Raw genomic sequence first — 23,976 nt, forward strand, 5'->3', positions numbered from 1 at the left:
CCCGTCGACCGGCTGTATCACCACATCATCGGATAAAACGGTACGCAATGCGGTCGCCGTTGTGGCCTCCCTTGCTCGGATTCTGGACGGACTCTTCCGCTAAGCGGACCGGCTCGCTACCGTTCCGCGCAACGCACACGCCCCGTGGCAGCGCCGCCGCGGAGCGCAGCCGGTGCGTGGGACACACGACCGGCGGCTCTTCTGCGCGCCGTCGCCGGGACCGAGGGCGCATCCGCAGGGAGAGGGTCGCCACTCACACCGAGGAGGGGCGTCGTGACCGCGGAGACCTCTCAGACACTCGACCGGGGACTGCGCGTCCTCAAACTGCTCGCCGACACGGACCACGGGCTGACCGTCACCGAGCTCTCGACGAGGCTCGGCGTCAACCGCACCGTGGTCTACCGGCTGCTGGCCACCCTGGAACAACACGCACTCGTACGCCGGGACATCGGCGGGCGGGCGCGCGTCGGGCTCGGGGTGCTCCAGCTGGGGCGCCAGGTCCACCCCCTGGTACGGGAGGCGGCACTGCCCGCGTTGCGCGCGCTCGCCGAGGACATCGGCGCCACCGCCCACCTCACGCTCGTCGACGGCAGCGAGGCGCTGGCCGTCGCCGTGGTCGAGCCCACCTGGACCGACTACCACGTGGCCTACCGGGCCGGCTTCCGGCACCCGCTGGACCGCGGGGCCGCCGGGCGGGCGATCCTCGCGGCCCGTAACGCCGTCCGGGAGGGGCAGTCCTTCGATCCGGGATACGCCCTGACCCACGGCGAGCTGGAGGCCGGCGCCAGCGGCGCGGCCGCCCCGCTGCTGGGCATCAGCGGCATCGAGGGCAGCGTGGGTGTGGTCATGCTCACCGACTCGGTGCCGGAGCGGGTCGGCCCGCGCGTCGTGGACGCGGCCCGGGAGGTGGCGGAGGCGCTGGGCTGACGCGCCCCACCGCCGGCGCGGGCGATCGGAGCCGTCGCCCGGCCGATCCCGCCCCGAACGGCGGGGGTGCGCGGACCGGGTCGGGGGCTCGGTGATCCCAGAAGTGAACTAGGGTCACTTCATGCCCGCCGTGCCCGCACTCTCCCGCCGCGCCTGGACCCTGGTGATCTGCGCCACGACCGTCGTCGCCCTGCTCGTGGCCGCCGCGTTCGCACCGCTGCCCTTCGCGATCGCCTACCCCGGCAGCACCGTGAACGTCCTCGGCTCCGACAAGGGCAAGCCGGTGATCTCCATCTCCGGCGCGGACACCCGCAAGAGCAGTGGTCAGCTGCGGATGACCACGATCGTGGCGACCGGACCGGGCACCACCGTCCGGCTGGACGATCTGGTCGACAGCTGGTTCGACGGCGACCGCGCGGTGATGCCGCACGACGCGGTCTACCCGGTCGGCGACACCACCGAGGAGATCGAGCGCCACAACGCCAAGGAGATGAAGAAGTCGCAGGACACGGCGGTCCGTGCGGCGCTGCGCTACCTCCACCGGTCCGATGAGGACATCGACGTCACGCTCCGCCTGGCGGACGTCGGCGGGCCCAGCGCCGGGCTGCTGTTCACCCTCGGGATCATCGAGAAGCTGGACGGCGACGGCCGCGGCGGCGATCTCACCGGCGGTCGGACGATCGCCGGCACCGGCACCATCGAGGCCGACGGCACGGTCGGCGCGGTGGGCGGGGTGCCGCTGAAGACGCAGGCGGCGAAGCGGGACGGCGCGACGGTCTTCCTGGTGCCCAAGGAGGAGTGCTCCGACGCGGAGGCCGAGCTGCCGGAGGGGTTGCAGCTGATCCCGGTGACCGAGCTGAAGGACGCGGTCTCCTCGCTGCGCGCGCTCTCCTCCGGCCAGAAGGTGCCGAGCTGCTGATCGGCCCGCTCAGCCGGTCCTGCCGAAGCCTCCTCCTCAGTCCTCCGCGGCCTGCTTCACCAGCGGGATGATCCGCAGGGGGACCGCGTTCTCCATCACGATCGCCGTGGAGGCGCGCACGATGCCGTCGAAGCCCACCACCCGGTCGATCACCCGCTGGAGATCCGCGTTCGAACGGGCGACCAGACGGCAGAGCATGTCCCCGTGTCCGGTGGTGGTGTGCAGCTCCAGCACCTCGGGGACGGTGGCCAGATGGGCCCGCACATCGGTGCCCTGGCCCTGTTTGATCTCCAGCGTGGCGAACGCGGTGACCGGATAGCCGAGCGCCGCCGGGTCCACCTGGGGACCGAATCCACGGATCACCCCGTTGGCCTGAAGCCGGTCCAGTCGGGCCTGGGCGGTGCCCCGCGCCACGCCGAGCCGACGCGAGGCCTCCAGCACGCCGATCCGGGGCTCGTCGGCGAGCAGCTCGATCAGACGTGCGTCCAGACGGTCGATTCCCACGATGCCTCCTGTGCCGGCTGTGGCCGTAGTCACTATGTACACAATGCCGCGGCTTACTCGACAGTGGCTATACAAACTGCTCAGGAATTCAACAAACTATTGCGCACTCTGAGCCGCGGGGAGAGTCTGCGGTTATGACTGAGACACTGGATCACACCCCCGACACCGCGCGGCAGGCCGATCCGTTCCCGGTGAAGGGGATGGACGCGGTCGTCTTCGCCGTCGGCAACGCCAAGCAGGCCGCGCACTACTACGCCACCGCCTTCGGCATGAAGCTGGTCGCCTATTCGGGACCTGAGAACGGCAGCCGCGAGACCGCCAGTTATGTGCTCGTCTCGGGCGCCGCCCGCTTCGTGCTCACCTCTGTCATCAAGCCCACCACCGACTGGGGCCGCTTCCTGGCCGCCCATGTCGCCGAGCACGGTGACGGCGTCATCGACCTGGCCATCGAGGTCCCGGACGCGCGGGCCGCCTACGCGTACGCCGTCGAGCACGGCGCCACCGGCCTGGAGGAGCCGTACGAGACCAAGGACGAGCACGGCACCATCGTCCGCGCGGTCATCGCCACCTACGGCCAGACCCGCCACACCCTCGTCGAGCGCTCCGGCTACGAGGGCGTCTACCTGCCCGGCTTCGTCCCCGCCGACCCCATCGTCGAGCCCCCGGCCAAGCGCACCTTCCAGGCCATCGACCACTGCGTGGGCAACGTCGAGCTCGGCAAGATGAACGAGTGGGTGACCTTCTACAACAAGGTCATGGGCTTCACCAACATGAAGGAGTTCGTCGGCGACGACATCGCCACCGAGTACAGCGCGCTGATGTCGAAGGTCGTGGCCGACGGCACGCGCAAGGTGAAGTTCCCGCTGAACGAGCCGGCCATCGCCAAGAAGAAGTCCCAGATCGACGAGTACCTGGAGTTCTACGGCGGCCCCGGCGTCCAGCACATCGCCCTCGCCACCAACGACATCGTCGCCACGGTGCGCGCCATGCGGGCCGCGGGTGTGCAGTTCCTGGACACCCCCGACTCCTACTACGACACCCTCGGCGAGTGGGTCGGCGAGACCCGGGTGCCCATCGACACCCTCCGCGAGCTGAAGATCCTCGCCGACCGCGACGAGGACGGCTACCTGCTCCAGATCTTCACCAAGCCGGTCCAGGACCGCCCGACGGTCTTCTTCGAGATGATCGAGCGGCACGGCTCCATGGGCTTCGGCAAGGGCAACTTCAAGGCGCTGTTCGAGGCCATCGAGCGCGAGCAGGCCCTTCGCGGCAACCTCTGACACCCCTGCTCCGCCGCGACGGTCACCACCGTCGCGGCGGACCGGGACCGACCCACCCACCGACCAGCCCCACCCCGCACCAACACCCCCACCCCGCGGCGGCCCCCGCGTGTCGGCGATCTACCCCCGCCCCTCGCGCGGTGCGAGGCTGGAGCCATGACCGACCTCATCGAGCGGCTGCGTTCGGGACTTCCGGCCGAGGCCGTGCTGACCGACCCCGACGTCACGGACTCCTACGCGCGGGACATGGCGAGCTTCTGCGAGGCGGGCGCCCCGGCCGTGGTCGTGCTGCCGCGCACCGTGGAGCAGGTGCAGCACGTCATGCGCACCGCCACCGCGCTCCGCGTCCCCGTCGTGCCGCAGGGCGCCCGCACCGGCCTCTCGGGGGCGGCCAACGCCTCGGACGGCTGCGTCGTGCTCTCCCTGGTCAAGATGGACCGCATCCTGGAGATCGACGCCGTCGACCGGATCGCGATCGTCGAGCCGGGCGTCGTCAACGCGACCCTCTCCCGCGTCGTCGCCGAACACGGCCTCTGCTACCCGCCGGACCCCTCCAGTTGGGAGCAGTGCACGATCGGCGGCAACATCGGCACCGCCTCCGGCGGCCTGTGCTGCGTGAAGTACGGCGTCACCGCCGAGTACGTGCTGGGGCTCGACGTCGTCCTGGCCGACGGCCGGCTCCTCTCCACCGGCCGCCGCACCGCCAAGGGCGTGGCGGGGTACGACCTGACCCGACTGTTCGTGGGCTCGGAGGGCAGCCTGGGCGTGGTGGTCCGGGCCATCCTGGCGCTCAAGCCCGCGCCGCCGCGGCAGCTGGTGCTGGCCGCGGAGTTCCCCTCCACCGCCGCCGCCTGTGACGCCATCTGCCGGATCATGGAGCGCGGGCACGTTCCGTCGCTGCTGGAGCTGATGGACCGCACGAGCGTACGGGCCGTCAACGAGCTGGCGGGCATGGGTCTGCCGGAGACCACCGAGGCGCTGCTGATGTGCGCCTTCGACACCCCGGACCCGACCTCCGACCTGGCGGCCGTCGGGGAGCTCTGCCGGGCGGCCGGGGCCACCGAGGTGGTGCCGGCGGAGGACGCCGCCGAGTCCGAGCTGCTGCTTCAGGCGCGCCGGATGACCCTGACCGCGCTGGAGGCGATCAAGGGCGTCACGATGATCGACGACGTCTGCGTGCCCCGCTCCAAGCTCGCGGCGATGATCGACGGCACGGCCGAGATCGCCCGCAGGTACGACCTCACCATCGGCGTCGTCGCGCACGCCGGGGACGGCAACACCCACCCCACCGTGTGCTTCGACGCCTCCGACCCGGAGGAGTCGCGGCGCGCCCGGGAGTCCTTCGACGAGATCATGGCGCTGGGCCTGGAGCTGGGCGGCACCATCACCGGCGAACACGGCGTGGGGGTGCTGAAGAAGGAGTGGCTGGCCCGCGAACTGGGGCCGGTGGGAATCGAGTTGCAGCGCTCCATCAAGCAGGTCTTCGACCCGCTCGGCATCCTCAACCCGGGCAAGGTCTTCTGACGGAGAATCACGCACCACAGGAGGCGCGGGCGCCTCACTCGGCGGCTCACTCACGCAACGAGGCGACGTCGACCACGAACCGGTAGCGCACATCGCTGGCGACGACCCGTTCGTACGCGTCGTTGATCTGCTCCGCGGGGATGACCTCGACGTCCGCGGCCAGCCTGTGCCGGGCGCAGAAGTCGAGCATCTCCTGCGTCTGCCGGATGCCGCCGATGTTGGAACCGGCCAGGCTGCGCCGCTTCATGACCAGGGTGCTGAGGAGCAGCGCGGACCGGGTCTCGGGCAGCCCGACGTTGACCATCGCCCCGTCCACCCGCAACAGTCCCAGATAGGCGTCGAGGTCGAGGTCGGCGGAGACGGTGTTGAGGATCAGGTCGAAGGCGTCGGCGAGGTCGGTGAAGACGGCCGGGTCGGCGGTGGCGTGGAAGTGGTCGGCGCCCAGCCGAAGCCCGTCGTCCCTCTTCCGTGTCGACTGGCTGAGCACGGTGACCTCGGCGCCCCGCGCGTGCCCGATCTTGACGGCCATGTGGCCCAGGCCGCCCAGTCCGACGACGGCGACCTTGCTGCCGGGGCCCGTCTCCCAGCGGGCGAGCGGCGCGTACGTGGTGATGCCGGCGCACATCAGCGGCGCGGCCTCGTCGAGGGAGAGTCCGTCGGGGATGCGCAGCACGTAGTTCTCGTCGACGACGATGTGCGTGCTGTAGCCGCCGTAGGTGGGTTCGTCGGTGCGCGGGTCGCGTGCGTTGTAGGTCCACACCGCGCCTTCGCGGCAGAACTGCTCCTCGCCGGCGCGACAGTACTCGCACCTCCGGCAGGAGTCGACGAAGCAGCCCACCCCGACGCGGTCACCGACGGAGTGACGGGTCACGCCGGGGCCCACCGCCGCGACGACACCGGCGATCTCATGGCCCGGCACCATCGGGAAGATGCCCTCCGCCCACCCCTCGTGGACCTGGTGGATGTCGGTGTGACAGATGCCGGTGAACGCGATCTCGATCACGACGTCGTGCTCGCGCGGCTCCCGGCGTTCGATCGTGGTGCGCTCCAGCGGGGCCTTGGGGGAGGGGGCGGCGTAGGCGGTGACGGCAGTGCTCATCTCGGTCTCCTGAGTGAGGTCGGAAACCCCCTGCCCTCCAGTCTGTGCCGCGGGCCCGACGGCTGCGCCCCGGCCGCGGCGAGCGGGCCGAGACCTGGGGGAGTAGGCCGAAAGCCCGATGCGGCGGCGGCCGCGTGGGGCGTAGCGTCAGGAGTACGGAAGGCCGACGCCTCTTACCGCTCCGACGTCGACGCACCGGCACGAAAGCACCGGCACCGGCACCGACACCGGCCACGGCGCACCGCAGACAGCGCACAGCGCACCAGACCCCGCACGCAGGCCCTCGGGAGGCACCCCGTGACCGCCAAGCTCGATCACACGATCATGCACAGCAGCGACCAGTTCGTCTCCGCGCGCTTCCTCACCGAGCTGCTCGGTGCGCCGGAGCCCCGTCGCATGGGCCCGTTCGCCGCGGTCGATCTGGACGGCGGGCTGACCGTCGACTACGCGGACTTCATCGTGGCCCCCGACCGGATCGTCCCCCAGCATCTGGCATTGCTCGTCTCGGAGGAGGAGTTCGACGGCGTATACGCGCGCGTACGCGACCGGGACCTGCCCTACTGGGCCGGTCCCGGCCACACGGAGCCGCAGTCCATCGACCGCCGGAACGGCGGCCGCCGGCTCTACGTGGACGACCCCGACGGCCACGCCATCGAGTTCCTCACCGTCTCCGACGGCTGAGGCGCCGCCCAGCGCTCGGCTCGGCGGGGTCAGCAGCCCCATGCGAGCAGCTCGCGCAGCGCGTCGTCCATGCCGAGCTGCTCGCTCTCACTCCCCGGCGGGACCACCCGCAGGGTGCGCTCCAGCCAGGACGAGACGATCACCGCGCTGCCCTCCAACAGCGCCAGACCGTCCGGCGAGCTGAGCGCCAGACAGACCACGGCACGGCCGTCCACCCGGGTCGGCCAGATCTGCACGTCCCCCTCGCCGCAGGGGCGGAAGACCCCCTCCACCATCAGCTCGCGCGCGAAGGTCCAGTGCACCGGCGACTCGGAGCCGATGTGGAAGGCGATGTGTACGGCGTACGGGTCGTCAGACCGGTAGACCAGCCGGGTCGGGACCGGGATGCTGCGCTCCGGCGACAGCACCATCATCATCTCGAGCTCTCGCTCCACCACGGTGTTCATCGAGGGCGTCCCCTTTCTCGTACGTGTTCGCTTCACCGGGTGGGAGCGCCCTCCTTCCGTCTCATTACGCGACTTCGCGCGATCTGCGGAAACTTTTTCGCGCGCGTTCGGGACAGGTACGCGAAGCGAACGCGACTCGCACGTGCGAGTGGTGCGGTCTTTCGGTCGGGCCCGGTCCGCATGCACGTCTGATAGACCTGGAGCTCACCTCGCGGGCAGACTGCATACGCCCCACCCGCAGCACAGCAGACACGGGACATCGGAGATCATGAGCGCCCCTACCTCAGGTTCCGCGGACAGCAGCTCCATCGCGGGCTTCTATCCGGATCCCTCCATCCCCGGCTACATCCGGTACTGGAACGGTGCCGCCTGGGTCCCCGGCACCAGCCGCCCGGCCCCGGCCGAGGGTGAGGCCATGCCCGCCGCGCCGCCGGGCGTCACCACCGCCCAGCCCGCGCCGGTGACCCACGAGCCGATCGGCGGCGCCACGCAGATGACCGGCATGGTGCCGGACGAGACCGGGCCGATGTTCCTCGACCAGCCGTCCGTCGCCGCGGACGCCGCCGGGGCGGGCGCGCCGCCCCAGCTTCGGCAGCGGGGCGAGATGGACCTACGGGAGGCGGGTGGTGGCGCGGCGGACGGCGGAGCGCCGGGCCAGGAGGGCGGCGCCGCGCCGCGCGACGTGCGCGCCGTGCCGCCGCAGCCGGCGGCCTGGGGCGCCCCGCAGGGACCGCTCGGCGCCCACCCCGAGCCCGCGTCCGCCTGGCAGGCCGATGTCTCCCGACAGGCCGGCTTCGGCGGCGACCAGGACCGCCGGGTCTCCTGGGGCGCCGCCCCCGGCGCCCCCGGCGCTCCCGGCGGCTCGGCCACCCCGGCCGTCGACCCGCGGCTGGCCCCGGCCGCGGGGGCCCGCACCCCCTCGGGGGAGGGCGAGGGCGCGCCCGACCGGGCACTGCCGGCCGCCCGCCAGAGCCCCGCGCTGCCCCCGACGGGCGCGGTGCCCGCCCAGGGCTCCGGGCCCGCCTCCGAGAGCGGAGCCGCCCGTGGTGAGGGCACGCTGACCTTCCGCCGCTCGGGCACCGGGGCGACCGACGGGCCCCAGGGCGGCGGCGCGTCGGCGGGCGTTCCCCGCGACCGGGGGACCGTGACCATCCGTGCCACCCAGCGCGGCACCGCGCGGCAGGACGCCGCCACGCCCGCCGCCCAGGCGGCCCCGCCCGCGTCCGCCGCCGCCGCCCAGGCGGCCCCGGCCGCGTCCGCCGGCGCCATGCAGAGCTCCGCCCCGGCCACCACCCCGGCCTCCGCCCAGGTCGCCACCCCGCCCGCCGCCGCTGCTCCCGCTCCCGCCGGGGCCCCGCCCGCGTCGACGCCGGGCGCGCAGCCGCCCGCCGGGGCCGCGCCCCAGGCGCAGGGCGCCCCGGCGCAGCAGGGATGGGTGCACCAGGTGCACCAGCTGGCACAGCAGGGCGCGCCGGCGGCGCCCGCGCCCGCCGCCGGGGGTGGCCCGGGCGCACCGGAGGGCGTGATCCCGTGGAAGCCGCCGGTCGAGGATCCGTTCCGGCAGGCCGCGCAGGCGCAGGGCCGGCCCGCCGGGCTCGGCCGCCGGCTGATGGCCCGGCTGATCGACACGATCGTGCTGCTCGGCGCGGCCGCGGCCGCCGCCGTCCCGCTGTGGGGCAAGGCCATGGACCACATCGACGAGAAGGTGGAGGAGGCCAAGCAGACCGGTGAGACCGTCACCGTCTACCTCCTCGACGGCACCACCGGCGGCTACCTCGCCATCGTGGTGGGCGTGCTGCTGGTGGTCGGCCTGCTCTACGAGGCCCTGCCCACCGCCAAGTGGGGGCGCACCCTCGGCAAGAAGCTGTGCGGGCTGCGCGTCCTGGACATCGAGCAGCACGACACCCCCGGCTTCGGCGCCGCGCTGCGCCGCTGGCTGGTCTACGGGGTGCTGGGGCTGCTCGTCATCGGTGTGCTGAACGTGCTGTGGTGCCTGTTCGACCGACCCTGGCGGCAGTGCTGGCACGACAAGGCCGCCCGGACCTTCGTGGCCTCCCGCGACTGACCGGCGGCCGCGCCGGGAACCCCGCCAGACCCCGCTGGAACCCCGCCGGAGGCCGTCCGGCGGGGGCGGCATAGCCCGAACGGCGCGTGCCGGATGCGGTGCGGCGGGCGCCGGGTTCGACTCGGGCCATGAGTACCCAGCCGCCCGGCGACGAGCCGTCCGACCGCGAGCCGCCGCGCCCCGAGCCGCCCGGCGAGGGGTCGCCCGACCAGGACCCGTTCCGCAAGCGGCCCCCGTCCGAGGCCGGCGGCGAGCCACCGTCGGGCGGCGGCGCCGAGCCCCCGTCCCCGCCACCGCCGCCGGGCTCCGGAGCGGGCGGGCCGCGGGGGGCCGGCCCGTCCTGGCCGGGTGGCGCCGGGCCGGGCGAGCAGGGCCCGTACGGCGGCGGGCCTTACGGCGGTGGTCCCTTCGGCGGTGGCCCGTACGGCGCTCCGCCGCCCGGCGGTCCGTACGGTGCCGACCCGCTGGCCGGGATGCCGCCGCTGGGCAGCCTTCCGCGCCGACTCTGCGCGCGGATCATCGACGCGCTGCTCGTGGGGATCCCGCTCCTCCTGGTCGTGGCGTTCGTACGGGGCGGCTACGACCCCTATGACCCCACGGACTCCACGACGATGGCGGTCGCCGGCTCCGTCGTCTACTTCGTCTACGAGGGGCTGATGCTCTCCCACAGCGGGCAGACCGTCGGCAAGAAGCTGATGAGGATCCGGGTGGCGATGCTGAGCGACGGGGCGATCCCGCGGGGGCAGGCGGGCTGGCTGCGGGCCGCCGTGTACTCGCTGCCGGAGCTGGTGCCGTACTGCGGCTTCGTCTTCTGGCTGGTCAACGTGTTGTGGTGCACCTGGGACCGGCCGTACCGGCAGTGTCTGCACGACAAGGCGGCGACGACGGTCGTGGTCTCCACCGTTCCCGCCCCGGCACCCGCCCCCTGACCTGTCGCCGACCGCGCGCCGGCTGGTGTAATCGGGGGCATGAGCATCCACCAGCCGCCCTCCCCGTACGCCCCGCCCGTCTTCCCGGTGGGCATGCCGCCGCTGGCCACCACCGGCCAGCGCTTCCTGGCCCGGCTGATCGACACGGTGGTGCTGGGCGTCGTGTGGACACTGATGCTCAGCGCCACCGGCGCGCTGGAGTACACGCTGGAGAACCCCGGCGAGTACGACCTGCCCAAGGTGCTGGTCTCGGTGGTGCTGACCTTCACCCTCTACTTCGCGTACGAGGGCGCGATGCTGGCCCGCAGCGGTCAGACGCTGGGCAAGAAGGCGCTGCGCGTCCGCGTGGCGATGCTCGCGGACGGGAACATCCCCGGCCGCCATGGCTGGACCCGGGCCGCGGTCTACGCGCTGCCGGGGATCCTCTACCCGCTGCTGGTCGGCACCGTGTTCTGGGTGGTCAACTCGGTGTGGCAGCTGCGGGACCGGCCGTACCGACAGTGCCTGCACGACAAGGCGGCGAAGACGGTCGTCGTATCGGCCTGGTGAACGGAGCGGTCGGGGTCAGCCGCGCAGGGAGTGCTGGCGCGGCTGGGCCGGGGCCGACGGGCGGCCGGCGGCGACGGTGCGGCTGGGCCGGTGGTAGGCACGCGGCATCGGCACGGTCAGCGCGATGAGAAGTCCGAGCGCGAGCGATGCCAGAGCGATCAGGGCAATGCCCAGACCCGATCGCGTCTCGGACAACAGCAGCATGGCAAGGGTCGACAGAACGACGGTGGCCGAACCATAGGCGAGCTGTGCAGGAGTCGGACGCGGCATGGCGAGACCGTCCTCAAGGCATCGATATTCAGGGAGAGAGTCGCGACGGCGCGCAACCGCACCATGACTCTACGGTCCTGCATGCCCCCGCGGAACGCTTGGTAAGCGTGACCTAACCCACGCCCCGTCGCACGGGGAGCGCGCGGGGTCGCTGCGCACCTCAACCGGCCCCGCGAGTGCGCCTGTTGGTGTCCGCCGTCCGATCATCCGAGGGTGCCGGGCATACTGGCTCCACCTGTTCATGTCAAGGTCTGTCTTTTCAGTTTTCACTCCGGTCAAATACCGACACATATTTGACTGGGGAGGGCCAGACAAGTGAACAGGCAACGGAGGGCCGCAAGATCGGCCGCCATAGCCACCGTGGTCGCCGCATTGGGGGCGGCGACCCTGACCACCGGCCTCGCGCAGGCCGACGAGCGCCCGTCCGCGTCGCGGATCGAGCGCCATGACCCGGCGGCTCCCGGACAGGACGTGGATCACGACCTGGCGGGGCCGTTCAGCAAGGAGCGGGAGGCGCTCCGCGAGGCCGCGCTGCGGCAGGTGATATCCGGCGACAAGGAGCCGGTGAAGCGCGGCGCCTCACAGGTCGTCAAGCTCGGCAAGGGGAAGTACGTCGAGCTCGCCCGGGAGAAGACCGACAAGATCTTCACCATCCTGGCCGAGTTCGGCGACAAGGTCGACGACACCGCCATGTACGACCCTGACGGCCCCGACGGGCCGGAGCCGCCGGTGAAGAAGTACGGCGGCGAGCCGGGCCCGGCGCACAACACCATCGAGCAGCCGGACCGCACCAAGGACAACAGCACCGCCTGGCAGAAGGACTACAGCCGGCAGCACTTCCAGGACCTGTACTTCTCCAAGGCGAAGGGCAAGGAGTCGCTGAAGAAGTACTACGAGAAGCAGTCCTCGGGCCGCTACTCCGTCGAGGGCACGGTCTCGGACTGGGTCAAGGTGCAGTGGAACGAGGCCCGTTACGGCTCCAACTACTGCGGCGACACCAACTGCCACAACGCCTGGGACCTGGTGCGCGACGCCGTCAACCAGTGGGTGGCGGACCAGAAGGCTGCCGGCCGTACCGACGCCCAGATCAAGGGGGATCTGGCGCAGTACGACCTGTGGGACCGTAACGACTTCGACGGCGACGGCAACTTCAACGAGCCCGACGGCTACATCGATCACTTCCAGATCGTGCACGCCGGCGAGGACGAGTCCGCGGGCGGCGGCAAGCAGGGGAAGACCGCCATCTGGGCGCACCGCTGGTACGCCTACGGCTCCGACGCCGGCAAGACCGGGCCGGCCGCCAACAAGGCCGGCGGGACGGAGATCGGCGACACCGGCATCTGGGTCGGCGACTACACCATGCAGCCGGAGAACGGCGGCCTCGGCGTCTTCGCGCACGAGTACGGCCACGACCTGGGCCTGCCGGACGAGTACGACACCACCGGCAAGGGCGAGTCCTCGGTGGCGTACTGGTCGCTGATGTCCTCCGGCTCCTGGCTGGGCCGGGGCAAGGACTCCATCGGCGACCTGCCCGGCGACATGAACGCCTGGGACAAGCTCCAACTGGGCTGGCTCGACTACGACACCGCCAAGGCCGGCGAGAAGTCCCGGCACACGCTGGGCGTGGCCGAGTACAACACCAAGCGCAAGCAGGCCCTGGTGGTCGAGCTGCCCGCCAAGTCCGTGACCACCGAGATCGTCAAGCCCGCCGAGGGCGAGACGCAGTGGTGGGGCGGCCAGGGTGACGACCTGAAGAACACCCTCACCCGCACCGTCGACCTGACGGGCAGGTCCAAGGCGTCCCTGGACCTCAAGGGCTGGTGGGACATCGAGGCCAACTACGACTACCTCTACACCGAGGTGTCCACCGACGACGGCGCCAGCTGGACCCCGATCGACGGCACCGTGGACGGCAAGGCCATCCCGCGCGACGGCGGTGACAAGCCGGCGCTGACCGGCGTCTCCGGCGCGTACAAGTCCCTCTCCTACCCGCTGGACGCCTACACCGGCAAGAAGATCGGCCTGCGCTTCCGCTACCAGACCGACGGCGGCACCTCGGGCAAGGGCTTCACCGCAGACGCCCTGACGCTGACCGCGGACGGCGCGCCGCTGTTCACCGACGGCGCCGAGGGAGGCGACAACGGCTGGGCGGTGAAGGGCTTCTCGCGCGTCGGCGCCTCCTTCACCAAGGACTACCCGCAGTACTACATCGCCGAGAACCGCCAGTACGTGTCGTACGACAAGACCCTCAAGGTCGGTCCGTACAACTTCGGTTGGGCCGACAGGCCGCGGTGGGTGGAGCACTACCCCTACCAGCGCGGCCTGTTGATCTGGCAGTGGGACACCTCGCAGCGGGACAACAACGTCGGTCTGCACCCGGGTCGCGGTCTGATCCTGCCGGTCGACGCGCACGCCACCCCGGAGAAGTGGGCGGACGGCACGCTGATGAAGAACCGCTTCCAGGCGTACGACTCGCCCTTCAGCCGGTACCGCGCCGGCGGCTACACCGTCCACAAGAAGGGCGTCCCGACGGTGATCAAGTCCAAGCCGGGCGTCCCCGTCTTCGACGATCACAAGGGCGTCTACTGGTACGACAGCAACCCGACCGGTGGCGTCCGGGTTACTGACACCAACACCCAGATCAAGATCGTCAAGCAGCCGCGGCACGGCTCCTGGGTCACCCTCCAGGTGGGTCCGTCCACCAGGTAAACAGCGTCATTGCAGGTCAAAGCGGTAGCGGCCGTCGCCCACTAGCGGGCGGCGGCCGTTCGCGTTATAGATGCTCCTACGACCTTGTTATTGACACGACGTCTCACGGGGGAGATGAAGGCATTGGCCGACGGAGGTTTCACCCGCCTCCCGGGCGGCAGCGTGGTCGTCGCGCTGTCGCTGCCACGCCCGCAGGTAGCGGGCGTCTCGGCGGGCTCCCGAGTCCGGATCCTGGTCCACGCCGCCAACCGCCAGCGCGCCCTGACCAGGCTGCGCAATCTGGGGCTGCGCGCCGTGTACCTGCGCGGGAACACCGAACCGCCGACACCGGACGAGGTGACCGCGGTGCTGCACCACCCTGACGGGCTGGTCTGGCGCGCGGCCCCCGAGGACGACAGCGAGCTGTGGCACCCCATCCGGGCCCTGCTCCGGCCGCCGGCCACGACCCCGGCCTGCGGCGGCTGAGACGTCTTTGGGGGATGGGTCGGCGGCCCGGGCCGCCGACCCGCGGCGTCAGCCCACCACCGGCTTGCCGGACAGCTCGACGCCGGCCGCCCGGAGGTCCTCCAGGGCCCGCTCGGTCGTCTCCTCCGCCACGCCGGCGGTCAGGTCGAGCAGCACCTGGGTGGTGAAGCCCTCGCGCCGGGCGTCCAGCGCCGTGGCGCGGACGCAGTGGTCGGTGGCGATGCCGACCACGTCGACCTCGGTCACCTCGCGCGCCCGCAGCCAGTCGGCGAGCGGGGTGCCGTTCTCGTCGGCGCCCTCGAAGCCGCTGTAGGCGGCTGTGTAGGCGCCCTTGTCGAAGACGGCCTCGATGGCGCCGGAGGCGATGGCGGGCGCGAAGTTGGGATGGAAGCCGCTGCCCTCGGTGCCGGCCACGCAGTGCGCCGGCCAGCTGTGCACGTAGTCGGGCTGGTCGGAGAAGTGGTCGCCGGGGGCGATGTGGTGGTCGCGGGTGGCCACGATGTGCCGGTAACCGGGAGTGGTCGCCGCGATCAGGTCGGTGATGGCGGCGGCGACGTCGGCGCCGCCGGCCACCGCGAGGCTGCCGCCCTCACAGAAGTCGTTCTGCACGTCGACGACGATCAGAGCGCGATGCATGACGCCTGCCTTCCGACTGCGGGCGGACAGGACCGGGGCGCGGCGCGGCCCGTGACGGACGTGTCCGCGGCGGGTGTAACTGAGGGTATACATTCCCGGGAGGATCCGGGAGTGGGCAGCGGGGACGCGGGCTTCACCATCGCCGGGCCCGCCTCACAGGTACTCGGTGGGCAGCACCGGCTCGCCCCGGGAGAGCTGGGTCGCCGACATCGGCAGCCCCGCCCGCGCCGCGATGTGCCGGTCCCGGGCCGCGTCCAGGGGCTCACGGCCGACGATCTTCCCGCCCCGCACCAGCTCCACCAGCAGCTGCCGGTCCACGAGCTCGTCCGGGACCGGGCCGGAGCCGATCACCTCCGCCTCGGCCACGCCGTCCGCGTCCAGCCGCCGCGCGGCCCACTTGCGGCCGCCGATGGAGGTCTTGCCACCCAGCGACTTCTTCGCCACCGGCTCCAGGGGCACGTCCGGCCCGCTGCCGCCGGCCCGCGCGACCAGCTTGTAGACCATGGCGCAGGTGGGGTGGCCGCTGCCGGTGACCAGCTGGGTGCCGACCCCGTACGCGTTGACCGGCGCGGCCGCCAGCGAGGCGATCGCGTACTCGTCCAGATCGCTGGTGACCACGATCCTGGTGTTCTCGGCGCCGAGGTCGTCCAGCTGGTGGCGCACCCGGTGCGCGAGCAGCAGCAGGTCCCCGGAGTCGATGCGCACCGCGCCCAGGTCGGGTCCGGCGAGGTCGACGGCGGTGCGGACCGCCTCGGCGACGTCGTAGGTGTCGACCAGCAGCGTGGTGCCCTTGCCCAGCGAGGCGACCTGCGCGGTGAAGGCGTCCCGCTCGCTGTCGTGCAGCAGGGTGAAGGCGTGGGCGCTGGTGCCCACCGTCGGGATGTTGTAGCGGAAGCCGGCGGCGAGGTCGGAGGTGGAGGCGAAGCCGCCCACGTAGGCGGCGCGGGCGGCGGCCACCGCGGCCAGCTCGTGGGTGCGCCGGGCGCCCATCTCGATCAGCGGCCGGTCGCCGGCGGCGACGGCCATCCGGGACGCGGCGGCGGCCACCGCGGAGTCGTGGTTGAGGATGGACAGGACCACCGTCTCCAGCAGCACCGCCTCGGCGAAGGTGCCCTCCACGCGCAGGACGGGGGAGCCGGGGAAGTAGACCTCGCCTTCGGGGTAGCCCCAGATGTCGCCGCGGAAGCGGTAGTCGGCCAGCCAGGCGAGGGTGGGTTCGTCGACGATCCGCTGCGCGGCGAGGAAGTCCAGGACGCCGCTGTCGAAGCGGAAGTTCTCCACGGCGTCCAGCACCCGGCCGGTGCCGCCGACGACGCCGTAGCGACGGCCCTCGGGGAGGCGGCGGGTGAAGACCTCGAAGACGGAGGGCCGGTCGGCGGTGCCGGCCCGCAGCGCGGCCTGCAGCATCGTCAGTTCGTACCGGTCGGTGAAGAGCGCCGTCGAGGGGACGGCCACCGGCAGCCCCAGGTCCGCAGTGTTCATGGTCGTTGATGTTACTCCCAATCTCGTCAAAGTGACGAGATTGGATCGCCTTCCGTCGCACGGGCGTTCCCGTTCTGTGGCGCGGGTGTTCCGGGGCCCCGTTTGTGCGACGACCACCCCCTGGTGGCAGCATGGAACCGTGAGTGTCGCACCGGTGGAGATCGAGCGTCCCGAGTCGAGCGAGGCGGCTGCCGCCGTACCCGAACCCGACGTTCCCTGGGTCACGGTGGTCCACAACGACCCGGTGAACCTCATGAGCTATGTGACATACGTCTTCCAGGCGTACTTCGGCTATCCCAAGGACAAGGCGCACCGACTGATGCTCGACGTCCACCACAAGGGCCGTGCGATCGTCTCCAGCGGGAGCCGCGAGGAGATGGAGCGCGACGTGCAGGCGATGCACGGGTACGGACTCTGGGCCACCCTCCAGCAGGACCGCTGATGACGGGCTACTTCGAGCCGCTGCCCGGCGGCGGGGCGGCCATCGCCCTGGACGAGGTCCAGATCTCCATTCTGCGCAGTCTCGCCGTGCAGTTGCTGGAGCTGATCGGCCCCGGTGAGCAGCCGGTGGCGGGCGACGACCCGCTGGCCGCCCTCTTCGCCGAGGGGCCCAGCGAGCCGCCCACGGACCCCGCCCTGGCCCGGCTGTTCCCGGACGCCTATGGCGGCCCGGAGCTGGCCGGCGTGGCGGAGGGGGACGACCCGGAGGCCCGCAAGGCGCTGGAGGAGGCGCGGATCGCCTCGGCCGAGTTCCGCCGCTACACCGAGAACGACCTGCGGGCCCGCAAGCGCGATGACGCCCTCGCCGTCGTCCGGGCGCTGGACGGGCTGACCCACGGCGGGCCGGGCTCCGCGGACGGCGTCGCGCTCGCCGGGGGCGAGGCGGTGCTGGAGCTGGACCCGGACGAGAGCAGGCGCTGGCTGGGCGCGCTCAACGACCTGCGGCTGGCCATCGGCACCCGGCTGGAGGTCACGGACGAGGACGACGGCTCGGACCTGTTGCTACCGGAGGCCGACCCACGCAAGCCGATCGCCTTGGCGTACCGTTGGCTCGGCGGCTTGCAGGAGTCACTCGTAGAAACACTCATGACATGAGTTGGGCATGAGTTATATCGCTCGATAACAGGCGAATTTTGGACATGTGAGACAGGTGTCCTCTCAGGGGAGTCTCAAGTCCGAATAACGATCCTGTCACCTGGCCTACCCTTTTCGCTGACTCATGGAACGTTTGTCCGCTTTTTCTTGTGGTGTGCACCACAACCCCCCATCCGGATCAGTGTTGCAGGCGTGATAAATCTTCACGACCGCCTGCGAGACGCCACCCCTGTTTCGCGGGGGCGCTAGGACCGGCGGATCGCCGGAAGCACTCCATCCATCCGGGGGGATCGGGACCCGATCCGAGCCTTAGGGCCGGGTCGGCATGGAGAAAGGCGCACACACATGACCTCAGTGCAGGTCGCGCGACACGAAGACGACGCCACCGGCAATGGGGCCGCGGGCAGTACGCCTGAGGAGGGCTACGAGCGGGGGCTTGGCAGCCGCCAGGTCCAGATGATCGCCATCGGCGGCGCCATCGGCGTCGGCCTCTTCATGGGGGCCGGGGCGAACATCGCCAAGGCGGGCCCCAGCATCATCCTCATGTACGCCCTCGCGGGCGTCATCATCTTCTTCATCATGCGAGCGCTCGGCGAGCTGCTCCTCTACCGGCCGGTCTCGGGCTCCTTCTCGGAGTACGCCCGTGAGTTCCTCGGCCCGTTCTTCGGCTATGTCACCGGCTGGACCTACTGGCTGATGTGGATCGTGACCGGCATGGCGGAGCTCACCGCCGCCGCGATCTACATCCACTTCTGGTTCCCGGACATCCCGCAATGGGTGAGCGCACTGGTCTTCCTGGTGGTGCTCTTCGGCGTCAACCTGATCTCGGTGAAGATCTTCGGTGAGGTCGAGTTCTGGTTCTCGATGGTCAAGGTCACCGCGATCATCGGCATGATCGTCATCGGCCTGGGCGTGCTCACGCTGGGCTTCTCGGACGCCGGCGACACCGCCACCCCGTCCAACCTCTGGTCGCACGGCGGCATGTTCCCCAACGGCATCGGCGACAGCCTGATGACCCTGCAGGGCGTCATGTTCGCCTACCTGGCGGTCGAGCTCGTCGGCGTCACCGCGGGCGAGTCGGAGAACCCCAAGGAGACCCTGCCCAAGGCGATCAACACCCTGCCCTGGCGCATCATCGTCTTCTACGTCGGCGCCCTGGCGGTCCTGCTCGCGGTCGTCAAGTGGACCGAGTTCTCCGCCGGCCAGAGCCCCTTCGTGCACGGCTTCGAGAAGATGGGCATCCCGCTCGCCGCGGGCATCATCAACTTCGTGGTCCTCACCGCGGCCCTGTCGTCCTGCAACTCCGGCATGTACTCCACCGGCCGCATGCTGCGCGACCTGGCCAACAACTTCGAGGCCCCGAAGGTCTTCGGCAAGCTCAACGCCCGCAAGACCCCGGCCGTCGGCATCACCGTCTCGGTCATCCTCATGGGCATCGGCGTGGTCCTGAACTACGTCGTCCCGGAGAAGGCGTTCACCTACGTCGTCTCGGTCGCCACCGCCTCCGGCATCTGGACCTGGATGATGATCCTGCTCAGCCACATCCGCTACCGCTCCGCGGTCCGGGCGGGCCGGCTCCCGGCCTCGTCCTTCCCCGCCCCCGGTGGCGCGATCTTCAGCTGGGTCGCCTTCATCTTCCTGGTCTGCGTCACCGGCATGATCGCCTACGACAAGGACAGCCGGGTCTCCCTGTACGTCGGCGCCGTCTGGGCCGTGGCCCTGGCCGTCGGCTGGGTCCTGCTGCGCCGCGCCAACCCGCAGCTCGGCCAGCGGCAGGCGCAGCCGGCCGTCGCGGGCGAGCCGCAGGACGCCACGCCGGGCAAGTAACCCGGTTCGCATCTCGGTAGGCGGGCTCCGGATCTCAGATCCGGAGCCTGCCTCTTATTCTTTGGCCATGCTGACCATCACCCAGGCGCTTCGCGACCAGATCGTCGCGCATGCCCGTGCCGACCACCCCGACGAGGCCTGCGGCGTGGTCGCCGGGCCGGCCCGGAGCGACCGGCCCGAGCGGTTCATCCCGATGCTCAACGCGGCCCGCTCGCCCACGTTCTACGAGTTCGACTCGACCGACCTGCTGCACCTCTACCGCGAGATGGACGACCGGGACGAGGAGCCGGTGGTCATCTACCACTCGCACACGGCCACCGAGGCCTACCCCTCGCGCACCGACATCTCCTACGCCAACGAGCCCAGCGCCCACTATGTGCTGGTGTCCACGGCCGACTGCGGCAACGAGGAGGGCCCGGTGCAGTTCCGCTCCTTCCGGATCGTGAACGGCGAGGTCACCGAGGAGGCGGTGGAGGTCGTCAAGGAGTACTGAGGCGTACGAGCCCGTGCCGCCGTGGGCGGCCCACCCGCCCTACCGTCTCGCGGAACGGTCGAAAGCCGTCCGCATTCCGGGACGTCCCTCCGGTCGGGTGAACGGGAATCGATACGATGACCGCATGGTTTCGTTTGACGTGAGCGAGAAGACGCCGGGCATGCTGCTCGTGGCGCGGCTGCACGTCGACCTGTGCCGCCTCGCCAGCGCGATGTGTCGGTACCAGGGCGCCGCGGCCTGAGTGCCGCGAGCGCGTCCCCGGTACTCCGTACCGCGTGACTGCTTGTCCTTCCCGCCACCGGCCCGCGGGCCGACCGCTCCCACTCCGCACTCCGACAGGAGCCTTCCATGGCCATCGAGGTCCGCATCCCGACCATCCTCCGCACCTACACCGACGGCCAGAAGGCGGTCGTCGGCAACGGGGCGACGCTCGCCGAGCTCTTCGCCGACCTCGACACCCGGCACGCCGGCATCCAGGCCCGGCTGATCGACGAGGCGGCCGGCGGCGAGCTGCGGCGCTTCGTCAACGTCTACCTCAACGACGAGGACGTCCGCTTCCTGTCCGGCGTCTCCACCGAGCTCTCGGACGGCGACAGCGTGACCATCCTCCCCGCCGTCGCCGGCGGAATGCGGTAATGCGGTACGACAGTCCGCTGGCCGCGGTCGGCAACACCCCGCTGGTGCGGCTGCCGCGGCTCTCCCCTTCCCCGGAGGTCCGGATCTGGGCCAAGCTGGAGGACCGCAACCCGACCGGCTCGATCAAGGACCGCCCCGCGCTCCATATGATCGAACAGGCCGAGAAGGACGGCCGGTTGCGTCCCGGCTGCACCATCCTGGAGCCCACCAGCGGCAACACCGGCATCTCGCTCGCCATGGCGGCCAAGCTCAAGGGCTACCGCATCGTGTGCGTCATGCCGGAGAACACCAGCGAGGAGCGGCGCCAGCTGCTCGCGATGTGGGGCGCGGAGATCATCCCCTCCCCGGCCGCCGGCGGCTCCAACACGGCCGTGCGGGTCGCCAAGGAGCTGGCGGCCGAGCACCCGGACTGGGTGATGCTCTACCAGTACGGCAACCCGGACAACGCGGGGGCGCACTACGCCACCACCGGTCCCGAGATCCTCGCCGACCTGCCGTCCATCACCCACTTCGTGGCGGGCCTCGGCACCACCGGCACGCTGATGGGCGTCGGGCGCTATCTGCGCGAGCACGTCCCGGGCATCCAGATCGTCGCCGCCGAGCCCCGCTACGACGACGTCGTCTACGGCCTGCGCAACCTGGACGAGGGCTTCGTCCCGGAGCTCTACGACGCCTCCGTCCTCACCTCCCGCTTCTCCGTCGGCAGCGAGGACGCGGTGGCCCGCACGCGCGAACTGCTGGCCCAGGAGGGCATCTTCGCCGGGGTCTCCACCGGCGCCGCGCTGCACGCCGCCCTCGGCGTGGCCCGCCGGGCGGTGAAGGCGGGAGAGAGCGCCGACGTGGTCTTCATCGTCGCCGACGGTGGCTGGAAGTACCTGTCCACCGGCGTCTACACCGCGGCCACCACCGAAGAGGCGGTCGAGACGCTGCACGGCCAGCTCTGGGCCTGACCGCGGGGAGCCTCCGCCCGGCCCGTGCGACGGGCCGGGCGGTTCGCGCGGTGGCGCGGCGCACCGCCGCGCCACCGCGTCGCGGGGCGCACCGCCGCACCGCCTCCGCCGCACCGCCTCCGCCGCGCCGCACCGTCGCGGCGCGCGGTCGCGGCGCCGGACGCGTCCTAACCGGTGACTTCCCCCACAACCCCGGCCTGCGGAGGGCCGACCAGCACATTCGCGGCTTACTCTCGGGGCACCGCATGACCCCCGGATCCGCCCCTGGCCATCGGCATGGGGACCCCTCAAGGAGGTTCCTGCTCCATGAAGCTCACCGTCGTCGGATGCTCGGGGTCGTTCCCGTCCGCGGAATCGGCCTGTTCGAGTTATCTCGTCGAGGCCGACGGCTTCCGGCTGCTCCTCGACATGGGCAACGGGGCCCTGGGTGAGCTCCAGCGTCACTGCGGTCTCTATGACCTCGACGCCGTGATGCTCTCCCATCTGCACCCCGACCACTTCATCGACATGTGCGGCTACTTCGTGGCCCGCTACTACCGGCACGACGGCGGGCGGGCCCCGGCGATCCCGGTCTACGGGCCCGAGGCGACCGAGGCGCGGCTGGTGGCGGCGTACCACGACGTGCCCGACGCGTCGTCCATGCGGGAGGTCTTCGACTTCCGGACGCTGCGGCCGGGCACCTTCCAGATCGGCCCGTTCACGGTGCGTGTCGCGCGGGTGGACCACCCGGTGGAGGCGTACGGCTTCCGTATCGAGCACGGCGGCCGGACGCTGGTGTACTCCGGGGACACCGGGCCCTGCGAGGCCCTGCACGAGCTGGCCGTGGGCGCGGACCTCTTCCTGTGCGAGGCGGCCTTCACGCACGGCAAGGAGGACATCCCCGAGCTGCATCTGAACGGCCGGCAGGCGGGCGAGCAGGCGGAGCGGGCCGGGGTGCGCTCGCTGGTGCTGACCCACATCCCGCCGTGGACGGACCCGCAGATCAACCAGCGGGACGCGCAGGAGGTCTTCCGGGGGCCGGTGGAGCTGGCGAAGGCGGGCGCGGTCTACGAGCTGTAGCCGCACCGGCGGCGGACGGGCATGAGCGGGCCCCGCGCCGACGGGGGTGCGGGGAACGAGCGAAGGGCCCGGACCGCCCTGTCAGGTGGTGGTCCGGGCCCTTCGCCGTCTCGGGGCGCTCCGGGGAGCTCCGCGGCCTACGCCTTGGTGATGTCCTCGATCTCCTCCTCGGGCTCACGGCCCGGGGTGGCGAGGTTGAACTTGAGGATCGCGAAGCGGAAGACCGTGTAGTAGATGGCCGCGAACACCAGGCCGATCGGGATGATCATCCATGGCTTGCTGGCGAGGTTCCAGTTCAGGAAGTAGTCGATCGCGCCGGCGGAGAAGGTGAATCCGTGGTGCACGCCCAGGGCCCAGGTCAGGGTCATGGAGACGGCGGTGAGCACCGCGTGGACCACGTAGAGCGCCGGGGCGAGGAACATGAAGGCGAACTCGATGGGCTCGGTGACGCCGGTGACGAAGGAGGTCAGCGCCAGCGAGATCATCATGCCCAGCACGGCCTTGCGGCGCTCGGGGCGGGCGCAGTGCGCGATCGCCAGGGCGGCGGCCGGGAGGGCGAACATCATGATCGGGAAGAAGCCGCCCATGAACTGACCGGCGGTCGGGTCGCCGTGGAAGAAGCGGTTCAGGTCGCCGTGCCAGACCGCGCCGGTGGAGTCCTTGAAGGAGCCGATCTCCTGCCAGGCCACGGTGTTCACGAACTGGTGCATGCCGATCGGCAGCAGGGCGCGGTTGACCAGGCCGAAGACGCCGGCGCCGGCGGCGCCCAGACCGGTCATCCACTCGCCGAAGTCGGTGATGACGTCGCCGACGGGCTCCCAGACGAGGCCGAAGAGCACGCCCATGGCGGTGCCCACGAAGGCCATGATGATCGGGACCAGCCGGCGGCCGTTGAAGAAGCCCAGCCAGTCGACCAGCTTGGTGCGGTGGAATCGCTGCCAGATCACGGCGGACAGCAGACCCATGATGATGCCGCCGAAGACCTTGGGGTCGTTGTAGGTCGCCGGGGTGTCCGCGCCCTTCTGGACCACCGCCTCGGTGACCGGGAAGGCGGTCAGCACGTTCTTGTAGACCAGGAAGCCCACCAGCGCGGCGAGCGCCGTGGAGCCGTCGGCCTTCTTGGCGAAGCCGATCGCCACGCCGACGCAGAACAGCAGCGGCAGGTTGGCGAAGACCGCGTCACCGGCGGTGGAGAACACGGAGGCGACCTTGTCCCAGCCCAGGCCGTCGGGACCGAAGACGTCCTTCTGACCGAGGCGGAGCAGGATGCCGGCGGCGGGCAGGACGGCGATCGGCAGCTGCAGACTGCGACCCACCTTCTGCAGGCCCTGCATCAGGCCGGAGCCCCACTTCTTCTTCGCGGGCGCGGGCGCCGCCGTGGCGGTGGCCGTACTCATCGGATTCCTCCTGGCGAGGCGGGCACTCGGGGGA

At 71.2% G+C, this 23,976-nt stretch carries 25 protein-coding genes; 18 read left to right on the forward strand and 7 right to left on the reverse strand.

The features are described 5' to 3' along the window. The first annotated feature begins 273 nt into the window (after nucleotides 1–273). Entirely contained in the window at nucleotides 274–927 is a 654-nt protein-coding gene (locus LRS74_RS21015) for a helix-turn-helix domain-containing protein (protein WP_277742444.1), read from the forward strand. Between the two features lie 121 nt (nucleotides 928–1,048). Next, the gene (locus LRS74_RS21020; protein WP_277742445.1) at nucleotides 1,049–1,846 is read left to right on the forward strand and encodes a S16 family serine protease; all 798 of its coding nucleotides are present in this window, start codon (nucleotides 1,049–1,051) and stop codon (nucleotides 1,844–1,846) included. 36 nt (nucleotides 1,847–1,882) lie between these two features. On the opposite strand, the gene LRS74_RS21025 is transcribed toward LRS74_RS21020, so the two are convergent. Continuing rightward, entirely contained in the window at nucleotides 1,883–2,350 is a 468-nt protein-coding gene (locus LRS74_RS21025) for an Lrp/AsnC family transcriptional regulator (protein ID WP_277742446.1), read from the reverse strand. Between the two features lie 134 nt (nucleotides 2,351–2,484). Here LRS74_RS21025 and hppD point away from each other — a divergent pair, with 134 nt between their 5' ends. Both hppD and LRS74_RS21035 read left to right on the forward strand, forming a co-directional pair. Further along, nucleotides 2,485–3,630 carry a 4-hydroxyphenylpyruvate dioxygenase gene (hppD, locus tag LRS74_RS21030; protein ID WP_277742447.1) on the forward strand — a complete coding sequence of 382 codons (1,146 nt, stop codon included), beginning with the start codon at nucleotides 2,485–2,487 and terminating at the stop codon, nucleotides 3,628–3,630. Nucleotides 3,631–3,786: 156 nt separating this feature from the next. Further along, nucleotides 3,787–5,154: an FAD-linked oxidase C-terminal domain-containing protein gene (locus LRS74_RS21035; protein WP_277742448.1), complete on the forward strand. Its 1,368-nt coding sequence runs from the start codon at nucleotides 3,787–3,789 to the stop codon at nucleotides 5,152–5,154. A 46-nt stretch (nucleotides 5,155–5,200) separates the two neighbouring features. Here the strand turns inward: LRS74_RS21035 and LRS74_RS21040 are convergent, their stop codons facing one another. After that, on the reverse strand, nucleotides 5,201–6,253 hold the full coding sequence (locus LRS74_RS21040; RefSeq protein ID WP_277742449.1) for an NAD(P)-dependent alcohol dehydrogenase: 1,053 nt from the start codon (nucleotides 6,251–6,253) through the stop codon (nucleotides 5,201–5,203). A 297-nt stretch (nucleotides 6,254–6,550) separates the two neighbouring features. Here LRS74_RS21040 and LRS74_RS21045 point away from each other — a divergent pair, with 297 nt between their 5' ends. After that, the gene (locus tag LRS74_RS21045) at nucleotides 6,551–6,934 is read left to right on the forward strand and encodes a VOC family protein (RefSeq protein ID WP_277742450.1); all 384 of its coding nucleotides are present in this window, start codon (nucleotides 6,551–6,553) and stop codon (nucleotides 6,932–6,934) included. Nucleotides 6,935–6,963: 29 nt separating this feature from the next. Here LRS74_RS21045 and LRS74_RS21050 read toward each other — a convergent pair whose 3' ends face one another. Further along, the gene (locus LRS74_RS21050; RefSeq protein ID WP_277742451.1) at nucleotides 6,964–7,380 is read right to left on the reverse strand and encodes an SsgA family sporulation/cell division regulator; all 417 of its coding nucleotides are present in this window, start codon (nucleotides 7,378–7,380) and stop codon (nucleotides 6,964–6,966) included. A 268-nt stretch (nucleotides 7,381–7,648) separates the two neighbouring features. Here LRS74_RS21050 and LRS74_RS21055 point away from each other — a divergent pair, with 268 nt between their 5' ends. From LRS74_RS21055 to LRS74_RS21065, 3 genes are all read left to right on the forward strand, one after another. Beyond that, nucleotides 7,649–9,445 (forward strand): RDD family protein, encoded by a 1,797-nt coding sequence (locus LRS74_RS21055; RefSeq protein WP_277742452.1) that lies wholly within the window; start codon nucleotides 7,649–7,651, stop codon nucleotides 9,443–9,445. A gap of 128 nt (nucleotides 9,446–9,573) precedes the next feature. After that, entirely contained in the window at nucleotides 9,574–10,374 is an 801-nt protein-coding gene (locus LRS74_RS21060) for an RDD family protein (RefSeq protein ID WP_277742453.1), read from the forward strand. A 39-nt stretch (nucleotides 10,375–10,413) separates the two neighbouring features. Further along, nucleotides 10,414–10,923 (forward strand): RDD family protein, encoded by a 510-nt coding sequence (locus tag LRS74_RS21065; RefSeq protein WP_277742454.1) that lies wholly within the window; start codon nucleotides 10,414–10,416, stop codon nucleotides 10,921–10,923. A gap of 15 nt (nucleotides 10,924–10,938) precedes the next feature. Here the strand turns inward: LRS74_RS21065 and LRS74_RS21070 are convergent, their stop codons facing one another. Further along, nucleotides 10,939–11,193, reverse strand: coding sequence for a hypothetical protein (locus LRS74_RS21070; protein ID WP_277742455.1), 255 nt, complete (start codon nucleotides 11,191–11,193; stop codon nucleotides 10,939–10,941). Between the two features lie 315 nt (nucleotides 11,194–11,508). Here LRS74_RS21070 and LRS74_RS21075 point away from each other — a divergent pair, with 315 nt between their 5' ends. After that, the gene (locus LRS74_RS21075) at nucleotides 11,509–13,902 is read left to right on the forward strand and encodes an immune inhibitor A domain-containing protein (RefSeq protein WP_277742456.1); all 2,394 of its coding nucleotides are present in this window, start codon (nucleotides 11,509–11,511) and stop codon (nucleotides 13,900–13,902) included. Nucleotides 13,903–14,025: 123 nt separating this feature from the next. Beyond that, nucleotides 14,026–14,367 carry a hypothetical protein gene (locus LRS74_RS21080; RefSeq protein WP_277742457.1) on the forward strand — a complete coding sequence of 114 codons (342 nt, stop codon included), beginning with the start codon at nucleotides 14,026–14,028 and terminating at the stop codon, nucleotides 14,365–14,367. Between the two features lie 48 nt (nucleotides 14,368–14,415). Here LRS74_RS21080 and LRS74_RS21085 read toward each other — a convergent pair whose 3' ends face one another. Next, nucleotides 14,416–15,003 carry an isochorismatase family protein gene (locus LRS74_RS21085; protein ID WP_277742458.1) on the reverse strand — a complete coding sequence of 196 codons (588 nt, stop codon included), beginning with the start codon at nucleotides 15,001–15,003 and terminating at the stop codon, nucleotides 14,416–14,418. Nucleotides 15,004–15,156: 153 nt separating this feature from the next. Further along, nucleotides 15,157–16,485: a nicotinate phosphoribosyltransferase gene (locus tag LRS74_RS21090; RefSeq protein WP_277742459.1), complete on the reverse strand. Its 1,329-nt coding sequence runs from the start codon at nucleotides 16,483–16,485 to the stop codon at nucleotides 15,157–15,159. A 139-nt stretch (nucleotides 16,486–16,624) separates the two neighbouring features. Between LRS74_RS21090 and clpS the strand changes: the two genes are divergently transcribed. From clpS to LRS74_RS21125, 8 genes are all read left to right on the forward strand, one after another. Next, nucleotides 16,625–16,927: an ATP-dependent Clp protease adapter ClpS gene (clpS, locus tag LRS74_RS21095; RefSeq protein WP_186319288.1), complete on the forward strand. Its 303-nt coding sequence runs from the start codon at nucleotides 16,625–16,627 to the stop codon at nucleotides 16,925–16,927. Next, the gene (locus LRS74_RS21100) at nucleotides 16,927–17,580 is read left to right on the forward strand and encodes a DUF2017 domain-containing protein (protein WP_277742460.1); all 654 of its coding nucleotides are present in this window, start codon (nucleotides 16,927–16,929) and stop codon (nucleotides 17,578–17,580) included. Before clpS ends, LRS74_RS21100 begins: the two co-directional genes overlap by 1 nt. 345 nt (nucleotides 17,581–17,925) lie before the next feature. Next, on the forward strand, nucleotides 17,926–19,407 hold the full coding sequence (locus tag LRS74_RS21105) for an amino acid permease (protein WP_277742461.1): 1,482 nt from the start codon (nucleotides 17,926–17,928) through the stop codon (nucleotides 19,405–19,407). A gap of 67 nt (nucleotides 19,408–19,474) precedes the next feature. Further along, nucleotides 19,475–19,900 (forward strand): M67 family metallopeptidase, encoded by a 426-nt coding sequence (locus LRS74_RS21110; protein WP_277742463.1) that lies wholly within the window; start codon nucleotides 19,475–19,477, stop codon nucleotides 19,898–19,900. Between the two features lie 124 nt (nucleotides 19,901–20,024). Further along, the gene (locus LRS74_RS33645; protein ID WP_313956546.1) at nucleotides 20,025–20,141 is read left to right on the forward strand and encodes a putative leader peptide; all 117 of its coding nucleotides are present in this window, start codon (nucleotides 20,025–20,027) and stop codon (nucleotides 20,139–20,141) included. 107 nt (nucleotides 20,142–20,248) lie between these two features. Continuing rightward, complete coding sequence (locus LRS74_RS21115; RefSeq protein ID WP_277742464.1) at nucleotides 20,249–20,536, forward strand: MoaD/ThiS family protein; 288 nt, start codon at nucleotides 20,249–20,251, stop codon at nucleotides 20,534–20,536. After that, nucleotides 20,536–21,486 (forward strand): cysteine synthase, encoded by a 951-nt coding sequence (locus LRS74_RS21120; protein WP_277742465.1) that lies wholly within the window; start codon nucleotides 20,536–20,538, stop codon nucleotides 21,484–21,486. Before LRS74_RS21115 ends, LRS74_RS21120 begins: the two co-directional genes overlap by 1 nt. Nucleotides 21,487–21,792: 306 nt before the next feature. Beyond that, the gene (locus LRS74_RS21125; RefSeq protein WP_277742466.1) at nucleotides 21,793–22,545 is read left to right on the forward strand and encodes an MBL fold metallo-hydrolase; all 753 of its coding nucleotides are present in this window, start codon (nucleotides 21,793–21,795) and stop codon (nucleotides 22,543–22,545) included. A 137-nt stretch (nucleotides 22,546–22,682) separates the two neighbouring features. On the opposite strand, the gene LRS74_RS21130 is transcribed toward LRS74_RS21125, so the two are convergent. After that, nucleotides 22,683–23,942, reverse strand: a complete 1,260-nt coding sequence (locus LRS74_RS21130; RefSeq protein WP_277742467.1) for a PTS transporter subunit EIIC — start codon at nucleotides 23,940–23,942, stop codon at nucleotides 22,683–22,685. Between the last annotated feature and the right edge of the window lie 34 nt (nucleotides 23,943–23,976).

The sequence above is a fragment of the Streptomyces sp. LX-29 genome (assembly GCF_029541745.1).
Lineage (GTDB): Bacteria > Actinomycetota > Actinomycetes > Streptomycetales > Streptomycetaceae > Streptomyces.

Coding starts and splice junctions, on each gene's coding strand:
- LRS74_RS21105 (WP_277742461.1), top strand. CDS start 17,926: ATGACCTCAGTGCAGGTCGCGCGACACGAAGACGACGCCACCGGCAAT.
- LRS74_RS21040 (WP_277742449.1), bottom strand. CDS start 6,253: ATGAGCACTGCCGTCACCGCCTACGCCGCCCCCTCCCCCAAGGCCCCG.
- LRS74_RS21100 (WP_277742460.1), top strand. CDS start 16,927: ATGACGGGCTACTTCGAGCCGCTGCCCGGCGGCGGGGCGGCCATCGCC.
- LRS74_RS21130 (WP_277742467.1), bottom strand. CDS start 23,942: ATGAGTACGGCCACCGCCACGGCGGCGCCCGCGCCCGCGAAGAAGAAG.
- LRS74_RS21125 (WP_277742466.1), top strand. CDS start 21,793: ATGAAGCTCACCGTCGTCGGATGCTCGGGGTCGTTCCCGTCCGCGGAA.
- LRS74_RS21065 (WP_277742454.1), top strand. CDS start 10,414: ATGAGCATCCACCAGCCGCCCTCCCCGTACGCCCCGCCCGTCTTCCCG.
- LRS74_RS21120 (WP_277742465.1), top strand. CDS start 20,536: ATGCGGTACGACAGTCCGCTGGCCGCGGTCGGCAACACCCCGCTGGTG.
- hppD (WP_277742447.1), top strand. CDS start 2,485: ATGACTGAGACACTGGATCACACCCCCGACACCGCGCGGCAGGCCGAT.
- LRS74_RS21055 (WP_277742452.1), top strand. CDS start 7,649: ATGAGCGCCCCTACCTCAGGTTCCGCGGACAGCAGCTCCATCGCGGGC.
- LRS74_RS21050 (WP_277742451.1), bottom strand. CDS start 7,380: ATGAACACCGTGGTGGAGCGAGAGCTCGAGATGATGATGGTGCTGTCG.
- LRS74_RS21110 (WP_277742463.1), top strand. CDS start 19,475: ATGCTGACCATCACCCAGGCGCTTCGCGACCAGATCGTCGCGCATGCC.
- LRS74_RS33645 (WP_313956546.1), top strand. CDS start 20,025: ATGGTTTCGTTTGACGTGAGCGAGAAGACGCCGGGCATGCTGCTCGTG.
- LRS74_RS21115 (WP_277742464.1), top strand. CDS start 20,249: ATGGCCATCGAGGTCCGCATCCCGACCATCCTCCGCACCTACACCGAC.
- LRS74_RS21060 (WP_277742453.1), top strand. CDS start 9,574: ATGAGTACCCAGCCGCCCGGCGACGAGCCGTCCGACCGCGAGCCGCCG.
- LRS74_RS21035 (WP_277742448.1), top strand. CDS start 3,787: ATGACCGACCTCATCGAGCGGCTGCGTTCGGGACTTCCGGCCGAGGCC.
- LRS74_RS21090 (WP_277742459.1), bottom strand. CDS start 16,485: ATGAACACTGCGGACCTGGGGCTGCCGGTGGCCGTCCCCTCGACGGCG.
- LRS74_RS21070 (WP_277742455.1), bottom strand. CDS start 11,193: ATGCCGCGTCCGACTCCTGCACAGCTCGCCTATGGTTCGGCCACCGTC.
- LRS74_RS21020 (WP_277742445.1), top strand. CDS start 1,049: ATGCCCGCCGTGCCCGCACTCTCCCGCCGCGCCTGGACCCTGGTGATC.
- LRS74_RS21085 (WP_277742458.1), bottom strand. CDS start 15,003: ATGCATCGCGCTCTGATCGTCGTCGACGTGCAGAACGACTTCTGTGAG.